The 20,657-nt window shown below is 43.3% G+C and carries 22 protein-coding genes and 1 pseudogene; 7 read left to right on the top strand and 16 right to left on the bottom strand.

Features of this window, described 5'->3' with window-relative positions; all coding sequences use genetic code 11:
• Window positions 1-50: 50 nt before the first annotated feature.
• The 16 genes from B5D35_RS15385 to rbsD all read right to left on the bottom strand — a co-directional run bounded on the left by B5D35_RS15385 (window position 51) and on the right by rbsD (window position 13,342).
• Window positions 51-815, bottom strand: a complete 765-nt coding sequence (locus B5D35_RS15385) for an N-acetylmuramoyl-L-alanine amidase (protein ID WP_078753447.1) — start codon at window positions 813-815, stop codon at window positions 51-53.
• Between the two features lie 104 nt (window positions 816-919).
• Window positions 920-1,474, bottom strand: coding sequence for a hypothetical protein (locus tag B5D35_RS24080; protein WP_139367781.1), 555 nt, complete (start codon window positions 1,472-1,474; stop codon window positions 920-922).
• Between the two features lie 92 nt (window positions 1,475-1,566).
• Window positions 1,567-2,070, bottom strand: coding sequence for a hypothetical protein (locus B5D35_RS24075; protein ID WP_139367780.1), 504 nt, complete (start codon window positions 2,068-2,070; stop codon window positions 1,567-1,569).
• Window positions 2,071-2,199: 129 nt separating this feature from the next.
• Window positions 2,200-2,676, bottom strand: coding sequence for a hypothetical protein (locus B5D35_RS15375; protein WP_078753430.1), 477 nt, complete (start codon window positions 2,674-2,676; stop codon window positions 2,200-2,202).
• Window positions 2,677-2,736: 60 nt separating this feature from the next.
• Window positions 2,737-2,880 carry a hypothetical protein gene (locus B5D35_RS24350; protein ID WP_170915197.1) on the bottom strand — a complete coding sequence of 48 codons (144 nt, stop codon included), beginning with the start codon at window positions 2,878-2,880 and terminating at the stop codon, window positions 2,737-2,739.
• 29 nt (window positions 2,881-2,909) lie between these two features.
• Window positions 2,910-3,293, bottom strand: coding sequence for a hypothetical protein (locus B5D35_RS15370; RefSeq protein ID WP_139367779.1), 384 nt, complete (start codon window positions 3,291-3,293; stop codon window positions 2,910-2,912).
• Window positions 3,294-3,300: 7 nt separating this feature from the next.
• Entirely contained in the window at window positions 3,301-3,609 is a 309-nt protein-coding gene (locus tag B5D35_RS15365; protein ID WP_139367778.1) for a hypothetical protein, read from the bottom strand.
• 32 nt (window positions 3,610-3,641) lie between these two features.
• Window positions 3,642-4,130 carry a hypothetical protein gene (locus tag B5D35_RS15360; protein ID WP_078753427.1) on the bottom strand — a complete coding sequence of 163 codons (489 nt, stop codon included), beginning with the start codon at window positions 4,128-4,130 and terminating at the stop codon, window positions 3,642-3,644.
• A gap of 86 nt (window positions 4,131-4,216) precedes the next feature.
• On the bottom strand, window positions 4,217-5,623 hold the full coding sequence (locus tag B5D35_RS15355) for a thiol-activated cytolysin family protein (RefSeq protein WP_170915196.1): 1,407 nt from the start codon (window positions 5,621-5,623) through the stop codon (window positions 4,217-4,219).
• Between the two features lie 844 nt (window positions 5,624-6,467).
• A complete protein-coding gene (locus B5D35_RS15350) occupies window positions 6,468-7,325 on the bottom strand; it encodes a patatin-like phospholipase family protein (RefSeq protein ID WP_078753425.1) in 858 nt (285 codons plus the stop codon).
• On the bottom strand, window positions 7,322-8,338 hold the full coding sequence (locus B5D35_RS15345; protein ID WP_078753424.1) for a substrate-binding domain-containing protein: 1,017 nt from the start codon (window positions 8,336-8,338) through the stop codon (window positions 7,322-7,324). Before B5D35_RS15345 ends, B5D35_RS15350 begins: the two co-directional genes overlap by 4 nt.
• 12 nt (window positions 8,339-8,350) lie before the next feature.
• On the bottom strand, window positions 8,351-9,271 hold the full coding sequence (rbsK, locus tag B5D35_RS15340; RefSeq protein ID WP_078753423.1) for a ribokinase: 921 nt from the start codon (window positions 9,269-9,271) through the stop codon (window positions 8,351-8,353).
• A gap of 168 nt (window positions 9,272-9,439) precedes the next feature.
• Window positions 9,440-10,318, bottom strand: a complete 879-nt coding sequence (gene rbsB / locus B5D35_RS15335; protein ID WP_078753422.1) for a ribose ABC transporter substrate-binding protein RbsB — start codon at window positions 10,316-10,318, stop codon at window positions 9,440-9,442.
• An 85-nt stretch (window positions 10,319-10,403) separates the two neighbouring features.
• A complete protein-coding gene (gene rbsC, locus B5D35_RS15330) occupies window positions 10,404-11,384 on the bottom strand; it encodes a ribose ABC transporter permease (RefSeq protein WP_078753421.1) in 981 nt (326 codons plus the stop codon).
• Window positions 11,381-12,886, bottom strand: coding sequence for a ribose ABC transporter ATP-binding protein RbsA (gene rbsA / locus B5D35_RS15325; protein WP_078753420.1), 1,506 nt, complete (start codon window positions 12,884-12,886; stop codon window positions 11,381-11,383). Before rbsA ends, rbsC begins: the two co-directional genes overlap by 4 nt.
• A gap of 36 nt (window positions 12,887-12,922) precedes the next feature.
• On the bottom strand, window positions 12,923-13,342 hold the full coding sequence (rbsD, locus tag B5D35_RS15320; RefSeq protein WP_078753419.1) for a D-ribose pyranase: 420 nt from the start codon (window positions 13,340-13,342) through the stop codon (window positions 12,923-12,925).
• 314 nt (window positions 13,343-13,656) lie between these two features.
• Between rbsD and B5D35_RS15315 the strand changes: the two genes are divergently transcribed.
• The 7 genes and pseudogenes from B5D35_RS15315 to B5D35_RS15285 all read left to right on the top strand — a co-directional run.
• Window positions 13,657-14,097, top strand: a complete 441-nt coding sequence (locus tag B5D35_RS15315; protein WP_078753446.1) for a hypothetical protein — start codon at window positions 13,657-13,659, stop codon at window positions 14,095-14,097.
• 422 nt (window positions 14,098-14,519) lie between these two features.
• On the top strand, window positions 14,520-15,950 hold the full coding sequence (gene nhaC / locus B5D35_RS15310; protein WP_078753418.1) for a Na+/H+ antiporter NhaC: 1,431 nt from the start codon (window positions 14,520-14,522) through the stop codon (window positions 15,948-15,950).
• A 207-nt stretch (window positions 15,951-16,157) separates the two neighbouring features.
• Window positions 16,158-17,537, top strand: a complete 1,380-nt coding sequence (locus tag B5D35_RS15305) for an AMP-binding protein (RefSeq protein WP_078753417.1) — start codon at window positions 16,158-16,160, stop codon at window positions 17,535-17,537.
• Window positions 17,538-17,767: 230 nt separating this feature from the next.
• Window positions 17,768-18,880 (top strand): HlyD family secretion protein, encoded by a 1,113-nt coding sequence (locus tag B5D35_RS15300; protein ID WP_078753416.1) that lies wholly within the window; start codon window positions 17,768-17,770, stop codon window positions 18,878-18,880.
• On the top strand, window positions 18,870-19,868 hold the full coding sequence (locus B5D35_RS15295; RefSeq protein ID WP_078753415.1) for a DUF2955 domain-containing protein: 999 nt from the start codon (window positions 18,870-18,872) through the stop codon (window positions 19,866-19,868). Before B5D35_RS15300 ends, B5D35_RS15295 begins: the two co-directional genes overlap by 11 nt.
• A gap of 145 nt (window positions 19,869-20,013) precedes the next feature.
• Window positions 20,014-20,085, top strand: coding sequence for a tryptophanase leader peptide (gene tnaC / locus B5D35_RS25510; RefSeq protein ID WP_139367782.1), 72 nt, complete (start codon window positions 20,014-20,016; stop codon window positions 20,083-20,085).
• 267 nt (window positions 20,086-20,352) lie between these two features.
• Window positions 20,353-20,657 (top strand): annotated as a pseudogene (locus tag B5D35_RS15285) (IS4 family transposase); the annotation flags it as partial.

Here is a 20,657-nt window from a genome sequence, read left to right as displayed (position 1 = left end):
AATTAAACAAAACCAACAATAGCATTGTAAATTGTCAAACCACAAATATACTAACAATACTTTTCTACCAATGCATATATTCTTGCTGTTGTTTCAGAATCCAATGTACCATCATATTTTTCTTGTCGAAAATGAAGTTGAAAAGCTCGAATTAAATCAGAAAACCCTTTTTTATCATTTGCATTAGATACGCTGTATCCATATTTATTTAGCATTTGGATTACTTCATCTTTAGGTGGAGGAATGCTACTAAACTTTTCTAGGTATTTGTTCTTCGTTACATCATCGAACCACGCACCAACACCTGATTTATAGAGTTCATACCATGGAAAGACCGCGCCAGGATCACTTTTCCTCCCAATAGATATATCACTATGACCAACAACATTCCTTGGTGATATGTTAGGATATCGTTTTAAGATATCTACGGCCAACTGCTTTACTGCCTCTATTTGTGAAAAATCATATGCTGGGAAAATAAACTTTCCTTCACTGTAGCTCGCTTCATTTACTATCTCAATGCCAATTGAAGTATCATTTAAATTATCACGACCACTCCATGAACTAATACCTGCATGCCAAGCACGTTCTTGCTCATCGACTAAATTAAAAATACGCACGTCATTAAAACCAGCTCCGACATATGTTTTGTCGTTAGGATTTGGAACGAGATAATGTGTGCTTACAGATTTACCTGTTAGAGCTGAAATAGATATATCAAAATTCACGGCAGTATAGTGCATTACAAGGAAACGTATTCTACTATTGTAGCCTTCCTGCGAAGTTCGATAGCTAAAATTATCAATCATATACATAAAACGCTTCTCGTCTAAAAACATTCTTATTAAATACTAACCATTCTATTTAACATAGATCGAATTCATTCATCAAATAGGATGGATTTATATAGACAGACTGATTAAAATATTTTCTTAAAATGAACTCCTTTAGATTCTATTTTGGTATATGTTTCACTTTTATCACCATAAGAAACAATTCTTTCTCCATTATCATTCTCAGTGAGTAATGTATAAGATACGTTATGCATGTCTGTGTATTTTTTGTCGTTTTGTTGAATTTCCTTAACCAGTTCTTGAATTCTACTTTCACTAAAATATAATTTATTATTAAGGTACACACCCCATTCTGTTAGAATTTTTTCAGCCATATCACGAACAAGTAAACCAACTTGCTTAAGATCTTGTGCTCCACTATTTCCATCTAATGCCGCATTCCCAACTAAAGTAGCATGTCGACCAGGTACAGGAATAATAGTTACGTCAGTAGATGAAGTACATTTAGGAACAACATTAATAAAACCTTTAGAACGTTCGTCTTTAGCATAAAATCCGATATAATTTTTTACGTTTTTTCCTATAGAAACTCTCTCTTCTTGAAAATTTCCCATTCCAGGCACAGGATCAAAAACGCAGATATTAATCGGAATATGTTTCGTAATTTCATCTTTCAGCATCTTGTTAGCCAACATTGTGCAACTAATCCCGCCTCTACTCCAACCGACTAGATTCACTACGCTAGGTAATTCATTATTACTGAAAATCTTAATTATTTGCTCTTGTAATTTCTGAGGAGTAACTTTTCTATCTCCATAGTCATAGTTACGCCAAAAAAAGAACCCACATTTGAAGGTGCACCCAAAGGTATTCCTGATTCAATTAGTATGTTATATTCTTCTTTGGATAATTTTTTTCGCTGCCAAGACACATTACGTTTAATGATATTAAGTGCATGCTCAGTATTTTCCTCCCACCCGTTTCCTACTAGCTTACCCAAAATATCACTATACTCAACCTTTTCAGTCCACAGCATATCTAGTTGCAAGTTCCCGCTTCCTGGTCCATCTATAATAATCCAATCCGCAAACTCCCTACTATTCATATTGTATGCTAGAGTCGAGACTAACTCTCCGTTCCAATAATTTTCATTTGAGTTATCAAACTGATTAGATCCAGTACCACAAAAATATATTGTTAAGCATTTTTCATATTCAACCCTGCCGATATTATTTCTTTTTGTATGTGTAAAATCACACACACTCTGAACAGACAATTTGTATACGTTTATCTATTTTCTATGATATTTAAATCATCTTAAACCATTGCAACTCTCACCAGTCATGTTTATTTTCATAGTACATAAGCATCTTATTAACAGTCGAGCTCACAATTAGAATTTAAATTATGAGAACGAGATCTGCATTCTTGGCCCATTACACATTACATTAACGGTTAAATCATCTGAATAAAGTCTTATTCTTTTATACAAATTTCCTGTGGCCTTTTCAGTTTTACCATTATTTTCCACCAATACTGTAATTGACCCAACACCTGTATCAATCCATTCATATTTCAATAAAACTTTATACACACTCTTGTTTTTTTTTGCTTCAAACAAAAAATCAATTTTTGATTTCAGTATTAAATTAGTTTTAAATAGAGCCTGGTCATTTTTACCATCATCTATAAATAAAGCAGGAAGGATACAGCTGTTTGTCTTTGTTTTGTCATCGAGCAGAAATGAATCCACTCCAACATAGTCAAGCCCTCTATTTGAAATATCTAAAATAAAAGGGTTACCTTCTAAGAAATCCTTGGCGTTCTTAAGCAGGCCTATAGTTGAGTTTAACTCTTGAGAAATTTGACTCGGAGTATACATTTATTATCCCTATTTTAGTTATGCATCTATTTTCAGCTCTAGAAAATCGCTATAAAATTATTATTTTTGTGTATCCGGTGTATCCGGTGTATCCGGTGTATCCGGTGTATCCGGTGTATCCGGTGTATCCGGTGTATCCGGTGTATCCGGTGTATCCGGTGTATCATTACGATTCGCGTTAAATTCAATATGTTGAAATGTCATAGTTCCTCCATAATGAAATAATCATTTGACTACTCATTATTAGATCTTTCCGAGCTAAAACTATTTTTAAAACCAGTTGCTAGTTGCTGAGCTGCTATCCCTGTCGCGAAAAATTTACCAAGAGCAGCTCCAGCCCCTTCATTATTAGAATTAACGTCAAACTGCCCAAGAACTGACATTGCGTCCTGGGAATTTCCCACTGTGGACTTTATTAGTGTTGAATCATTAGATGATTGTTTGATAGTAATAGGTATAATTGCAATATTACTATCCTTATATCCTAGCGAAAAATCGACTCCTTGTGCTACCGCATTGGTCCCAATCCCTATCCCAACTGATTGAGTTTGAGAGAATATCAACGGCATATTTTCATTAGTACTGCACGCTGAAATAGTCATTATTGAAAATAACATTATCAGTCTACTTAAAACCATCTTGTGTATCCTTATCCACGCACAATGATTTATCATATTCAAACACTTCATTTGAAGCCGGATTAAACACTACTAACCCATGGTCTTTGTCTGTTCTAAAGTACAACTCCTTTATATAACCGAAACCCACATAAGAAGCTAACTTTGCCAGTCCAAATGACGTACTTTCAATTAATAAAGTACCATCATCATTACCAATATTTACGACAGCCACACCTAAATATTGGTCAACTTTCGTTTCGTCTCCATTATGAATAATAATTGTCGTGCAACCTAATGAAAATAAAACATACATTATAAATAACGTCGATTTAAAAACACAAATCATCAATTTCTTCTAATAAACCAATAAGAAATTATTTGAGATAAACCCGCAGTCAAAACGCCAATTAAAATTTGAAGAAGGTCCTTTAGTGAATTTTCCCCCTTGCTCATATTAACTGTATCGCTAATCTCAACAAGAAACATGGAAAGCACAAGCGCAAAGTAAAAGCATATATAGATGAGAGATATTTTTGTTAAAATATCCTTATTTTCTTTTTCATACAAAAAACTATCCGGTACGCTTTTTTTTTCTTTATAATTACCAATCAATAACTCTTCATTACATTTCTCCAATCGTTGCAAATCATTTTTATTTGAAAATATCTTACCTAAAATAACATCAACATCAACTGTTGGTGAAACATCATAATGAAAGAACGCTATAATATGAATTTTGGTTTTCAAATTATTTGTTGCTTTCAGTCCTTTGTACAATTCAGGAGCAATGAAGCTTAGTAGCTCAAGATTATATGATTGCTTAGAACTATCCATAATATCAAACGAATGTTTACTCCCATTACATTTTTAACCTTTTATAACCCAAGCCACATTAAATAACGTGGCTTGGTTCATATTGGTTAACCTAACGTCACTTTTGCATATGGTTTTAATGTTGTTCCCTTTATTTCAATACAACAGTTCGGGGCTCCTTCGAAAGTATTTCGATATGCTAGATTTTGAGGTTGCCAAACTAGTCCAGTGTAAACCCAAGCATCACATCTAACATCAGTAGCTGTAGCTGGGATCACAACCTTGTTTACATACCCTGCTGTTGTGTTTCCCGACTTCCAAGTACTTCTTTGACTTTTCCCTCTTTCCTGCCATGTAACAAGAAAATGGGCCACATAACCACCAGCATGTTTTAGTTCAATCCAACCATTTTTAAAAAGCTTACATTCATTGGTAACATAATCTGTAACCAAATAACGTTTAGCCAAAGCTGAATCTTTTAGTTGTTTTGTCGTATAAGAAATTGGAACACCAACATTCTTGTTTGTTATAGAAACAGACTCTTTATCCTTAATTACATCCAAGAGATTCTCTATATCTCTGACACTAACAACCTCAATATTTGTATTTGCATTACCACCTATAGTGACGACAGAAAGCTTAGAGTCTTTTAAAGCAAGCTCATACTTTGCTTTCATTTCGGCGGATATTTCCACCTCTCCTTTCCCGTATTTCATAAGTGCTTCCAAATCAATATTTATAGAAGAGGAAGATGTTTCTAACTTGAAAAATACTATACGACCGTAGTCTAGCTGGCTAATATAACCTGGAGGTGTTTCATCATTAATCAACATTTTCACATCATCTAAACTGATGTCATCGGAAAATAATAATGACGGGCTGCTTCCAGGATTATAGAAAACTGAATAGTAAGTCTGCTTCAACATCGCCATAGAGACTTGTTTTTCGGAGTTAGATTCTACGGAGAGTGCTGCACTAATTGATGTTGATAAATCTTTGTAAGAAACCCCTAGAGAACCTAATGCTTGCTCCTTACTATAAAAAGTTGTAGAATTGAAAGAGATATCAGATTTAATGTCGTAACCAGTAGTCTTTACTTTATTAACCCAATAATCAACAACTTGTTGGATTCTAGAATTAACACCTTGCATAGATACGTCGGAAACTTCAAACACCCCACCATCTTCTAGCCCAGGTAAGTCAATCCAAAGTTTGATAGGTCCGGATCTTTTCAATCTGATTTCAGATGGAATACCTTCGGCTAGACTTAAGTCCAATTTTATTAGGTTACTAGGCCAAACCGTATCACTAATAGGGGCTAATATATGACCACTATCAAATGATGTATCAAGTGTTGACTTTCTTCTCTGGCAAATAACGATACCTTCAGATGTGTTATCCTCAGTTGTGTCGCCACCAGGTATTATTTCAATCTTTTCACCTGGAATTGCCATTAATGATTTAATATTGTACTTGAGGCTAGATATATACAAATCAATTTCTTTATTTAACATAACCATGTCCTTTTTGTAATATGTTCAAATCGTAGTGATAATTGCTCTTAACAATAATTTATCTTTAACTTATTTAACCAAATAGCTTCCGTAACAAGTCACTACTAGAGATGCTTTTAATTAGTTCTAAAAGATATCCAAAACCAATTCTTCGTGAATAGCATTAATTTCCACACCCTCTTTCAAATTACCTATGTACGTCCCAAGATTTCTTGTGGCTTTTCCTACTTAAAAACAAGTTGCAAATAAAATATACAGTACAAAAACACACACTTTATGTATTAAAATGTATACTTTATTATCCTGATTGCCCAGTAAGCCAATCATAAAAAATATAATCATGCCGAAATTAACGACAATGTCCTATATATGGGGCAGAAATTGGGCTACCTAGGAACTATAAAGGCGCGAAAATATTAACGGGAATTGGTTCAGACAAAAACTTAGTCGTTTTCCCTAAGCTTTATCGAAACATGTTATTAATGCTCCCCTCTTATAATATTTCTAACCTAACCTATTGAGTCTCTATTTTCGGTTAACATAGGTACTCAGTGATTTTTTGTGAGGAAATATTACAGACAGGAGATAAGTTGCTTAGCCTTGTGATCAAAGCTTAAAAACAACCTTTACAAACTAATCCATCAAAGAACTGGTAGGAGTACATAGGAAAGAGTTGGCAAAATCAAAATTGTGAGATCAAAGCTCAACAATAAGTGTAGAAACAAGGTGACAGGCCCTCTAAACATATATCTAAAGGTACGAGGGCTTTTCTGGTAATTGTGGAACATACTCTTCCACAATAAAGAACATCCTTAAACAACCTGAATCCTACATTTTCAGTTTTTTAGAGATAAGGACATTTCCAGCTGCAGATCGCTTCCTCTCCAGCCTCAACACCCAAGTGATATCCCGCTTCTAACGTGGATGTATTTCGACTCAGCCGCTTGAGTTTAAATGTCTCAGGTGGGCATATCTGAATTATCTCGATGCCTTCAGGTGGGTCTTCGATAAACGCTAGTGTTTCGTTGTATCGGATGTGGCGCGTTAACATAGGCTCGATTAGCGCAGGATACGTTTTCAGTAGACGTTTCGTTAACCCTGTAAACGAAGGCTTGGGTTTTCGATAACTCGCAGGACGACTGCGCAGAACCATGATTTTCGTCGCACCGCGTCGAATGGCTTCCGCAACTGGAATCGCATCTTTTACGCCACCATCAACATACGTATGCTCACCCAATTTAACACCACGTCGGTACAAAATTGGCAGCGCACTGCTGGCTTTCATTGTTTCCACTAACGTATCTACATCTGGCGTTAAGTATTCAGCGTCACCGGTATCCTGTCGTGTGACACCAAGAAAGAAGGGCCTATCGTCTGCTTGCAGAACAGCGCTATCGATTCCAAGTTCTCGCAAGGTGATGCTCCACATCCAATCGAGGTCCATTAAATCTCCGCCAGAGACAAACTTGCCCAAGCGAAAGAACTCCTTTCGCAGACTGTAATCCAAATAAATATTCAGATTTCGGCCCGGCATATTGGCAAGAAATGCAGCCAGATTGCTTGCGCCAGCAGACACGCCCCAAAAACTATCAAAAGGAGAGAAACCTTCGTTCATGAAATGGTCAAGAACGCCGCAAGAAAACACACCGCGCATTGCACCGCCTTCAACCACGAGCGCACTTTTCCCGATAGACAGACTCATGACATATCCCCTTTAAAACTGACTGATCCCCGCGCCATCACGGTCGGCTCAAGTTCGACAATTTGAGGGGGATGCTCACTATTACCAATTCGGGCAACCAGCGCGTCAACGGCCGCTTTCCCCAATCGATATTTAGGTTGATGAACCGTGGTTAACGAAGGAGACATATATTTGACGATATGAATATCGTCATATCCCATGACGGATATGTCATGCGGAATGGCAATGCCTTTCTCGTTTGCTGCATTGATCAGTCCCATTGCCATCATGTCATTCCCAGCAAAAATTGCAGTCGGCAACGCTCCGCTTTGCTGAAAGGAGGCGAACGCCTTGTACCCACCCTCACACTCAAAGTCACCTTCAACGACCCACTTCGGGTTGATCGTCAAACCGGCCTCTTTCATCGCGCGTTTGAAGCCCTGATAACGCATTTGAGCTTGGTGTTTGATGAGCGGTCCCGTAATACAGCCAATCTGTGTATGACCATTCTCAATAAGGTGCTTCGTTGCCAGAAAACCACCACGAAACGAGTTGTCCTGAATTTTGTCACAAGGCAAAGATATCGGCCCCCAATCCATAACAACGACAGGCACATTTCTGAGCTTTTCGAGGATTTCCGAGTACTCACCTTCCAGCGTCGAACACATCAAAATAAAGCCATCAACACGCTTTTGCATCAAGGTATCAATGGACGCTTTCATGCGTTTTTCATCGCCTTCGGTATTACACAAGATAAGATTGTAACCCGCGTGGTAACAACTCCGCTCCACCCCCTTGACCACTTCACCGAAAAAGGGATTGGTGGACGTGGTGACGATCATGCCAAGTGTGTTGGTGCGGTTGGTTTTGAAGCTACGCGCCAACGCTGACGGCGCATCGTAGTGAAGTTCTTTCGCGGCATTGTTAACGCGCTCTGCAATTTCATCACTGACAAAGCGCGTTTTGTTGATCACATGGCTAACGGTTGAGGTTGAAACACCAGCTAATTTCGCGATGTCTTTCATTGTTGCCATGTAATCTCCTTATCAGGCGTGTATTTTTAAGAAAGCTTCCACTTCCTCACGGGTTGGAATGGAGGTTTGTGCACCAAAACGGGTAACGGAAATTGCCGCTGCTGCATGCGCAAACTTAATCGCTGATTCTAAAGGCATTGCTTCCATTAGACCAGTCACGAATGCGCCGTTAAATGTATCTCCTGCTGCTGTCGTATCCGTGGCCTCTACGCGAAACCCCGGTACGATTAGACCTGTATTTTGTTCGCTGACATACACGCCCTTTGCGCCTAGCGTGATCATGACCGTTTTGATGCCTTTTGCATGCAGTTTCGCTGCTGCTTTGCTCGCTGACACCTCATCGTCCACCTTCACGCCTGTCAGTACTTCGGCTTCTGTTTCATTGGGTGTGATGATATCCACACAAGCCAGCAGGGCTTCTGACAGTTCACGTGCAGGTGCAGGGTTCAGGATCACCGTGGTGTTGTGTGCTTTTGCTTCTTTGGCCGCGTACTCGATGCCGTCCATGGGTGTTTCAAGCTGCATTAACAAGAAATCTGCGTAACGAATACGCGCAAGTTCTGGTTCTATGGCTTCCGCGCTGAGCTTGGCATTTGCTTCTGCCGAAATACAAATACTGTTTTCGCCCCCGTCTGAGACCTGAATCATGGCGATGCCTGTCGGACAATCCGCCTGCATTTTCACGCCACCGATATTAATACCGTCACATTTGAAGCTTTCGCGAATATTGATACCAAACGCGTCATCACCGACGCAGGCAATAAAGCCGATGTCTGCATTCAATCTTGCCGCGGCAACGGCCTGATTGGCGCCTTTTCCACCTGGGATGACTTGGTAATTGCGTCCATGCAGGGTTTCACCCGGGCGGGGGAAAGAAGGCACCTGGAGTACATGGTCAGCATTAACGCTCCCTAACACCACTAACTTATTCATCGAGCTATCCTCAGCCTCTTGAGAGACCTTGTTGTTGTAAATAGAGTCCCCTTACCACCTGACACACGGTGATAGCTTGGGGTTAAAAACGCATTGATTTAGGCTCTTTCTCAAGAAATCAAAGCAATCCGCTTTAAAGGCTCCCTCTGACGAGGGAGCCTTCAAACATTATTGAGTCACCACTTTTAGTGGTACTGGGATAGACTTCTCTACCGCTTGACCTTTAAGCACTTTGTCTGCAATTTCTACCCCCATCGCACCAATCAACTCTGGTTGTTGGGCAATTGTAGCAGCCATTTTTCCTCGCTTAACGGCCGCAATACCATCATCTGTGCCGTCGAAGCCTACAATCAACACATCTTTTCCTGATGCTTGAACGGCACGAAGAGCACCCAGCGCCATTTCATCGTTCTGTGCAAATACCGCTTGAACGTCAGGGTTTGCAGCCAGCATGTTCTCCATAACATTCAGGCCTTTAGTGCGATCGAAATCCGCAGGCTGGCTAGCCAACAGTTCCATGTCGCCACCATCAACTACGTTCATGAAGCCTTCGCCACGTTCACGTGCAGCAGAGGTACCCGCGATACCTTCTAGCTGAATCACTTTCGCTTTTTCACCGACTTTTTCCATGATGAACTTACCTGCCATTTCGCCACCAGCGATATTATTAGACGCAATATGGCTGACCACGTCACCACGCTGAGCGCCACGGTCTAACGTAAGAACAGGAATGTCACTGCGGTTGGCAATACGAATGGCATTAGACACTGCCGCAGAATCTGTTGGGTTGATCAGAATCGCTTTCACACCACGAATGGTGAGATCTTCAACGTTTGACAGCTCTTTACTTGGGTCATTTTGCGAGTCTAGAACGATCAGTTCATAACCCAGTTCTTTTGCTTTGTTTTCGGCACCTTCTTTCATGGTAACGAAGAATGGGTTATTCAACGTAGACACGACGATCGCCATGGTGTCTTGTGCCTGTGCAGCCACTGAAACGGTTGAGGAAAGGAGAACTGCAGAGATAAGCATGGAAAGTTTTTTCATTGTCTTCATCCTTTTGTTTTTGATGCGCCGATGAAGGGGAACATCGGCGCGTTCTACACGTAAATGGGGTTATTGCTTCGTAGGGTTATTTGTTTTTGTTGTCGACCATCACCGCCAACAGAATGACCACGGCTTTCGCAATCATCTGGTAGTAGGAAGACACGTCGAGTAGGTTCAAGGCGTTGTTGAGGAAGCCGATGATAAGTGCACCGATTAAGGTACCCATAATGCGACCTTTACCGCCCATCAGGCTGGTACCACCCAGCACAACGGCTGCAATGGCATCCAATTCATAGCCCATGCCCGCAGTGGGCTGAGCAGAGGACAATCGCGAGGTCACGATGATGCCAGCCAGAGCAGCCAGCAGACCACAAATTGCATAGGCACCAATTTTCACTTTGTCGACATCAATGCCCGACAGGCGGGTTGCAGACTCATTGCCGCCCAATGCATAGATGTAACGACCGAAACGAGTGTGGTTCAGTAAATACCAGACTGCCGCGAACACAATCACCATCAGCCAAACCGGCACTGGAATACCTAACGCATAGCCTGTACCAAACCACGCAAATGCATCGGCAGTGTCGGTGAAGCCAGTAGAGATTGGGCGACCTTCGGTGTAAACCATGGTGACACCACGAAGCAGCGTCATGGTGACCAGCGTGGCGATAAAGGCCTGCACTTTACCTTTGGCAATGATGATGCCAGAAATCGCACCCAGTACAGCACCTGCAAACAGCGCGGTTGGCACGGCAATCAGCACTGGCACTTCCATCGCAATCAAGGTAGCGGCAAACGCGCCACATAACGCCAGAACGGAACCGACACTGAGGTCAATGCCCGCAGTCAGGATGACGAGCGTCATACCCACCGCAATAATCGCATTGATTGACGTCTGACGCAGGATGTTCAGGATATTATCGACAGTAAAAAAGTTAGGGTTTAAAAACGACACCACGACAATCAAGACAAGAAGCGCAATCAGCGATTTCTGTTCAATCAACCACGCTTTGCTGAATAACTTTTTGCCTTCAGCATTTGAGGGCGTTACTGCGTTACTATTCATGCTGCATCCTTCTTAACGTATTTACCTACAGCGCAGGCCAGTAGTGATTCTTGATCGGCATCTTTCGCATCAAACTCACCGGTGATTCGGCCTTCATGCATCACCATGATGCGGTCACTCATTCCCAGCACTTCTGGCATGTCAGAAGACACCAGAATGATGCTCATGCCTTCCGCTTTAAACCGATTGATAAGTTGATAAATTTCTTTCTTTGCCCCGACATCGACGCCACGCGTAGGTTCGTCGAGGATCAAGACGCGAGGCTTAGTCATCAGGCCTTTGGCTATCGCCACTTTCTGTTGATTACCGCCTGACAAATTACCGATTAACTGCTCTCGGGTTGGGGTTTTGATGTTGAAAAGCGTGATAAAGTCGTCGACTGCCATAAGCTCATCGGCATGACGGATTTGCATGCCTTTACTGAACTTATCCAACGCACATATCGACATATTTTCTTTCACGGACAGGCCAAGAATCAGGCCATCACCTTTGCGGTCTTCGGAGATATACGCGATGCCGTTCAGTAGGCCATCTCTTGGATTGATCGGGTTGATCAATTTGCCGTTGAGTTTGATGTCGCCCTTGTCGCGGGGCAGCGCACCGTAGATCACCTTCATAAGCTCTGTTCTGCTCGCGCCCATCAGGCCTGAAACACCTAAAATCTCGCCGCGCTTCAGGGTAAAGCTCACGTCCTTCACACCCGAACCTGAGACATTTTTCACATCAAGGCAGATGTCGCTGTGCGTCACTGCAATACGTGGGTATTGTTCTTCCAGTTTACGCCCCACCATCATCTCAATCAGGCGGTCTTCATCAATATCGTCAACGTGACATTCACCGATAAACTTGCCATCTCGCAGGACGGTCACGTCATCACAAATGGTGAAAATTTCCTTTAAGCGGTGAGAGATATAAACGATGCCGCAGCCTTCGTCGCGAAGCTCGTTGATGACATTAAACAAAGACTCTGTTTCAGTGTCAGTCAGCGCGTCAGTTGGCTCATCCATGATGATGACCTTAGAATCAAACGACAGGGCTTTCGCAATCTCTACCATTTGTTGCTCACCAAGGCTCAATGCGCCAAGCAGAGTCTTTGAGCTGTGTTTTACGTTCAGACGCACCAAGAGTTTGTCGGCCTCGGCATACATTTTGTCCCACAACACGCGTCCCAATGCGCTGGTGAACTCGCGGCCAAGGTAGATATTTTCTGCAATGGTCAGTTCAGGAATAAGGTTTAATTCCTGATGGATAATACTGATACCCGCTTGCTGAGAATCACGCGGATCTTTGAAAGCAGCAGGCTGACCTTCGTAGTGAATGAAACCACCATCAAGGGCATAAATTCCTGTCAGCACCTTCATCAAGGTCGATTTTCCTGCGCCGTTTTCTCCCATCAACGCCATAACGCGACCGGAATACACATTGAGGCTTGCTTTATCCAACGCTTTCACGCCGGGAAACGCTTTTTCAATGTCGCTGAGTTGCAATATTGCTTGAGTCATCGGAATGCCCTCGTCTCACTCAATTTGAAAATGTGCTTAAAAAACCACGCCTGCTTGGAAAATCACGTTCGCGTAGGGTGTACATTCCCCGGTGCGAATCACCGCATGGCTATCATGTGTACGCATTTTGAAGTCTTCATGTGAAACGTACTTGATTGAGATAGATTTACCGCTGCGTGCTTCTTCTTCATGAATTTCGTGAATCAACGCTTCGTGACACTCAGGGCTCACAGCTGCAAATTCTTCGGCCAGCACAATGCCCTCAATTTGTGACTCGGATAAAACCACGCGAACGGTTTCTATAAACCCCGGCACGCCGTGAGTTAACGCTAGATCGATGCGCTGAACGTGCAGTGGAATAGGCAGACCCGCATCGCAAATCACATATTCGTCGGTATGTCCAAGGGTGGAAACCAGATGCGCAATCTCTGAATTCAGTAGGGTGTTTTTTTTCATTATTTAACCTTCTAACAGCGGCTAATTTTCGATAACGCCTCTTCGTTTATTCAAACTAAAAAGGAAAATCGCTATCGAAACGTTTCGATACGTCTCTACAAAGACTTGAAAGTCGTGATTTTGCTCTCGGTTTGCAATGGTTATTCAGCGCAAAACTTGAACCATCTCACTTAAGTGAGCGAAGCATCAGTAAGGTTCAAGTTCGCTTTTGTAGCACAAATATTGTGTTAGATAAGGTAAGCAACAAGTAACAGTGGTAGTCTTGCGCATTAAGGGTGTCGAAAACACCAGAGCCACAAGGCCCAAAAAAACAAATGCAAAACAACCTACAATCACAAGTCATTTCTGGTTTATACCAATTAACCGATGAGTGGCAACTCCATTTACCCGCCGAATTTAATGTCAGTATGGAAGACGAAGACTTGGTGATTTGGCATGAAGGGTTCACGATTTGGTGTTCAATCTGGAGCATCGACCCCGAAGAATCACCAGAAGAAGCGCTTGAATGGATTATCGAAGAGCAAGCCGAAGAAGCCTTCGATGTGGATAAAAGCGAAAAGCATGGCTTGGTTAATTACCGCTATCGCTTATTCGAAGAAACTAACGATTATCGCGTTGCCTCGGTGTACAACTTTACATTCAGTCACACCAGCTACGTACAGCTCGGTATCTACTTCAATGACGAAGCCGCCCTTTCAACCGCCAACGCGGTTTGCAATAGCCTGAAATTTAAAAGCAGCATGCTGTTACATTGAAGCTGTTCACCCCATGTCGGTAACGTGACAAAAACAGACGCATCCTGATGCATGCCACCATGCTAAATCGTTTATGGAAAGGGACTTATCCGTAAAAAAGTCTCTCTACGTCTCGTATTCACAACACGCCTCAATAACTTATCACCATTAGGCTCTAAGAAAACCCCCGTTTGGCGGAGTCGCCAAGCAGGGCATAAGAAGCATGTGTGCGATTTGTTTGGGTCGAAATCTCCGATCCAAACAAATAGGTTTCCAGTGAAGGATACGATCAGTCTCCCAGAAGCTTGCCATTGCCGCCCCTCATCGGATGTCAATGAACCTCACGCGTGCCACTAGAGCCGCTTGCCTACCCAATGAGCACTCAAACTTGAACACCTCGGTTTAGCGGTTTTCAGTCAAAGATGTAAACAGTCGGAGGTAACATGCAGACTGACATTCCAGAAGGTGCCAGAGCCCCACATTTTTGGGAGGCGATCATTTCGCTATTGTCCCTCGTTGTGGGTATCAGTATATCTATTGTTTTATACGGTTTAGATCCACAAGTCCCCATGATGCTCGGTGTCGTGGTGGCCAGCGTTGTCGCGCTGAGGTGCGGTTTCGCATGGAAGGAAATCCAAGGGGGTATGGTCTCAGGGATCTACAACGCTCTACCTGCCATGATCATTTTGATGATTGTGGGATCGTTAATCGGTGTTTGGATCATCGCTGGCGTCGTCCCTACGCTGATTTATTATGGCTTGAAAGTACTGGCTCCCGAGGTTTTCCTTCCTGCTTGCGTCATTATCTGTGCCATCACCTCGTTGGCGACAGGAACCAGTTGGGGAACAACCGGCACCATTGGCGTCGCGTTGATGGGCGTAGGCGGCGGACTAGGCTTTCCCCTTCCAATCGTAGCGGGTGCCGTTCTATCAGGGGCTTACTTTGGCGACAAAATGTCTCCACTTTCCGACACCACTAACCTTGCGCCTGCCATGGCCGGCACAGACCTTTTCACTCACATCAAGCACATGTCCTATACCACCAGCGTGAGTATCGGACTAACCATGATCATTGAAATCGTGATTGGGCTTCAATACAGTGCGTCCAGCAGCAATATTGAACGTATCAATTCTATTCTAACAACGCTTGAGAGTACCTTTTTCATCAATCCCGTTTTGCTCTTGCCGTTAGTCTTAGTGTTGTTTGTTTCGTACAAAAAAATGCCTGCTATTCCAGGGATCGCATTGGGTGTTATTGCTGGTGCAATCTGCGCGGCAGGTCTCCAAGGAGCCGATTACAATGCTATCGCGAGTGCGGCATTTGGCGGATACACATCAGGCACCGGTATTGAAGATGTCGATTCACTGCTGTCTCGCGGTGGTATGGATTCCATGATGTACACCATCAGCCTCATCATTGTCGCGATGATGTTTGGTGGCGTAATGGAACGAACAAACCAGCTGAAGGTGATCGCAGATAAAGTACTCGCCGCGGCGAAATCAACAGGGTCACTCATTGTTTCCACTGTACTGACAGGCATCGGTGCAAACCTCATTTTATGTGACCAATATATGGCGATTGTAATGAGTGCGCGAAGCTATGCTGAAGCCTACCGAGAACGAGGTTTGGCGCCTGAGAATCTCTCTCGCGCAGTGGAAGATTCAGCGACCGTAACGGCTAACCTTGTGCCTTGGAACTCAGGTGGGGCATATCAAGCCGCAACACTTGGGGTCGCAACGCTTGCCTATCTTCCTTTTAATTTTTTCTGTTGGTTATCTCCCCTAGTCACTATTCTTTTCGGCGTGATGGGTTGGACAATTTGGAAAACCGGGGATGAAAAACCGAGGGAAGCCAGTATTGAACGTAACCTTTAACGCCACCCTGTAAACACCGCATAAATCGCGTTGATTGTTCTCAATCAGCGCGATTTTTCTTGCCCATTGCACACTCTTCCTTATTGCTAATCTATTGCGAACGCTTTGTGAGAATTCCGCGAGATTTTGTCGCTAACTTCTTTCTTACGACGTCAATTTATTCGTTTCATCGGTGACTTGGCCACGTAACATCAAGGAGAGTAGATTGTGACTGCCATTCTCAATTCTGTTTTATTTCCTCCCTCACCATCTGAGCAATCGTCAGCCCAAGGCTGTGTTTTCAACCTTGCTCCGCTTTCAATGCTATCTGCACAGGACAGACGTAAGTTCGTCACCTTTGGTCGAAGCCAAACAGATACCCCGCTGTTTAGCACTCTCAATCAGGCTTTTGAGTATCACGCAAAATGCTCTCCTTATTCCATCGCCGCCATACAAGGTAATCGTGCGATTTCCTACGCAGCGCTCAATCAGCAAGCGGAAAAGCTCGCCACGCTCTTGCAAAAAGCCAGAATCAAACATGGTGACTCAGTGGGCATCTTTCTCACTCAGTCAGTAAATATGCTGACCGGCATGCTCGCATGCCTCAAAGTTGGCGCGAATTATGTTCCGCAACACACTGGCGTTGCTCCACCTGAACAGTTACACCACATCGTAAACATGGCACGCATCAAGGTCGTTCTGACCGTCTCCACCCAAAGGAAAATGTTGCCTGAATTTAACGATGTCATATTGCTGGAACTGGACACTTTACTGAAATCACATAAATTTCGATCGTTAGCGATTGATGGTAAACGCCCGACAAAGCCTGATGATTTGAGCTTTATTTTTTTCACTTCAGGAACAACGGGAGCGCCGAATGGCGTTCAGGTCACCCACCGTAATATCTGCAATATTATTCTTACTGACCCCGGAAACTTAGGGGTTAAACAAGGCACGCGCGTGGCACAAATTCAGCGCATTGATTTTGCTCTGTCAGCGTGGGAAATTTATGTCGCGCTTTGCCATGGTGGAACACTACTGATCAGCGACGACATTATTGAACACACAACCAGCAACGCCAATGTGATCATTGCCACGCCCCCCGTACTCGAACAAATTAACCCAAACACATGTGAAGACGTGAAAGTTGTCGTCGCAGCGGGTGAACCTTGTCCTCGCCTACTCGCTGAGAAATGGGCGAAACAATGCCGTTTATATGCTGCCTATGGCACCACGGAAACCACGATCATTAATACCGCCAAATGGTATGCACCAGGAGATACTCTTACCCTTGGAAAACCGACGACCAACAACACCGTTTATATTTTGGATGAACACCTCAAACCTTGCGATATCGGAGATATTGGCGAGTTGTGGGTTGGTGGTGAATGCGTAACGAAGGGCTACCTTGCTAACGCGTCACTCAGTCAGGAAAAGTATCGGCCCGACCCGTTCCTTGGTGATAGACATGTCATGTTCCGCACTTGTGATTTGGCGCAATGGACGAAAGACGGTGAATTGGAACACGTGAGTCGTTCTGATGGTCAGATAGAAACGAAAAGGTTTTGCGTTAAATCGCTTTCCGGTGACACTCTGCTAGAAAAGTAACAAACGAAAACACCTCGATGTAGCCAGCCACGCCATTCTTCGCAAAAGTGTCTAAATTTAGACAACTTACTGCAAAGTCATTCCTTAGAATTACCCTTATGCGCCAAGTCGCATGGTCGCATAGTCGCATAGTCGCATAGTCGCATAGTCGCATAGTCGCATAGTCGCATAGTCCATTATTGCAACACAAAAACACACGTTGCGAGCCGAATGGATGAAGGAATTAGAAAATGAATGATGTCAATTCGCCCGCAGACAGTGATAAAAACGCTCAAACCGAGGCCGCCAACAACGCACGACGTGTCACCTATTATTTAATTGGTGCCGCCTTATTGCTGTGGGTTTATACCTTGTGGGCTGACCGATTTACCCCCATGACCAATCACGGACGCATCAATGGTCAACTCATTCGTATTACGCCTCAAGTTTCGGGCCCTATCGCCCGTATTACCGTGCTAAACAACGCGGAAATAAGGCGCGGTCAACCCCTACTCAACATTGAACAACACCCTTTCCAATTAGAAGTGAGCGCAGCAAAATTAGTCCTTCAGCAAGCCACGCTTTCGGTGAGGTCGGACTCTGCCGCTATTGAGGCAGCCAAGGCCAATCAAGTGGCCGCTCGGGTTAAGCTAATCAATGCCACACAACATGCTCAAAGAAATAAAACGCTTGCCCGAAGAAACGTCATCAGTAAGTCAACCCTCGATGACAGTATTGCTGCGCAAAATAGTGCTCAGGCTGTTCTCTCACAGGCCACCGCAGACTTAACGAAAGCTGAGCAAGCGCTTGGCCCAAAAGGGAAAAATAACCCACAGATAAAGTCAGCATTGAACCGTTTAGATCAAGCACTGCTCAATCTTTCTTACACGGAGCTTTTTGCCCCAGCATCAGGCGTTATCACGAACATGACGCTGGCAACAGGCGACTATGCAACTCAGGGTAAGCCTTTGTTGACTTACATTAACAACCACCACTTTTGGCTAACGGCCATGGTGCGTGAGAATTCGCTGGTTTTCGTAGAAAAAGGGACCGTCGTTAAAATCATACTCGATGCATATCCCGGAAAGATTTTCCACGGAGAAGTTTCTTCTATCGGCTGGGGAAGCAGTGGGAACGGTAATCTACACATCGATGCAAGTAACGGGCTGTTTGACTCTCCGAACGGACTTCAACACGCGCAACGTTTTCCCGTGAATATTCGCTTTTTTGATTTACCGGAAAACGTCAACCTTCGCTATGGTGGACGAGCTACCGTCAGTTTCTATACAGGACAGTCGTCATTGGGGGAGAATCTACTCGATGTATGGACGTGGTTCTGGAATTACCTGAGCTATGTTTCATAATCCTGGAAATGGCATTATCCGCCTTGCCCTTTTTCCTGTGTTGCTTCTGTTCTGGCAACACTATTTTGGTACATCACTCCCTCTCATCGCCCCTGCGATCTGCGCTATGTTTCTCAGCACAGCGATGAACCCACCGCCATTGAAAGTCGTGCTTTTCATGGGCCTGACGCTTTTTGCTTCCGCGTGGTTTCAAGCGTTTCTCAGTAACTTCCTCATTGACCAGCCGATCATTTATTACAGTTGTATATACATTGTTTTTTACTGGTGTATCGAGCGGGCTCGAAGCAACCCTCAAGATTTGCTGTCAATTATGCTATTACTGTCGACTATCTTAGTGGCGGTATTTACACAACAAAAGGGGCTCGATGTCAGCCAAATCCCCTTCGCATTGTTAAAAGAAATCATGGTTGCTGGCCTTGTTGCCTATCTCGCCTATTTCTTGTTGCCAGAAGGTAACCCCATTGCAAATACGATCCCATCACCTACGTTTAGCGCCGTCCATGTTGAAAGCCGACACATTCTCTTTAAGGCATTGGTCATTCTGATCGTACTAATCAGTGCTATTCATTTGAATTTGGTACAAAGCACCATCGTGACACTGACGGTCGCTTTGATTTTGAAAGACCCCAACCCAGTGAGTGGACATAGATACGGCTTGAGACGGCTCTTAGCCACTTACGCAGGCTTTTTGTTTGCGATGCCAGCGCTTCTTGCCAGTGCATTGGAAACTAACATTGTCGGCCAAATGAGTGCCGCCTTATGCTGTGCCCTATTAATGGGAGTATACGCAACCCGACGTTTCGCAAGTTTTAGTGCTATTCAACTTCTTTTCTCAGGCTATGTGGTACTCATTTATTATGGTCTGACTCAAGGGGCTGGTAGTGCCTTTATTGATGATGGGAAGCGGCTATTTTCCATTCTTTTGGCCGTATTGTTAGGCTCACTCGTATTGGTTCTTATACAGCCTTCAAAACGGGTAAGTTGTTGATGTGATATCCATCTTCTAAATACATTTTAGTGACTGTAAATTTGTCGGTACGTTCTCACTTTGATATTTTTTGAAATGACCAAACGTTCTGTGCTATAGATAATACTATCGTTAGCTTGAATTATTCGGTTTCAGGTTGGTAATTATGGATATCAGTAAAGACATGAATCATTGGATCACCCTCGACTACAAAATTGCTTTTTTCTTCCCTGCCTAAATTTATTTAGCGCATTCTCTTGCGTTAGATACACATTCTCATAACAGCAAAAATATCAAAGGGCTAAATAGCTCCGGGATTTCTTTTGCCAAAAATTAAACTTAATCATTTTAAGAAACCAATATTTCTGACGAACATCGCTCGCCCTAAATTTAATCTAGCGAATCCCCTCAAAATTCCTTTTCTAAACAATGAGAAAGACGCGCACCGACCCTTTTGATTTAATGAATTTCGCCAAAAACCACATTCCACCAAAAGGGATGAACGATGCGCGATATTCAAATTCTACAAGATACTCTACAAAATCAGTGTCCCACTATTCATAAAAAACGGCTTCACTCTCTGATACTTGCGACGCAATCCTCACTCGATGGGGCGGACCTTACGCTCACTAAACTTGGCCGCTCTCTGAACGTCATTACCACCGCTAAACATGCCATCAAGCGTGTCGACCGTTTGCTTGGCAATACGCAATTGCATCGTGAAAAAGACGATATCTATAAATGGCATGCCAACCTTATTGCCCGCGCTAACCCTTGCCCGGTGATTTTGGTCGATTGGTCGGATGTTAG

Origin of the sequence: Enterovibrio nigricans DSM 22720, assembly GCF_900167155.1 — a bacterium.
GTDB lineage: Bacteria > Pseudomonadota > Gammaproteobacteria > Enterobacterales > Vibrionaceae > Enterovibrio > Enterovibrio nigricans.
Note: the sequence above shows the minus strand (reverse complement) of the source record. Positions and strands in the feature narration are given on the sequence as shown.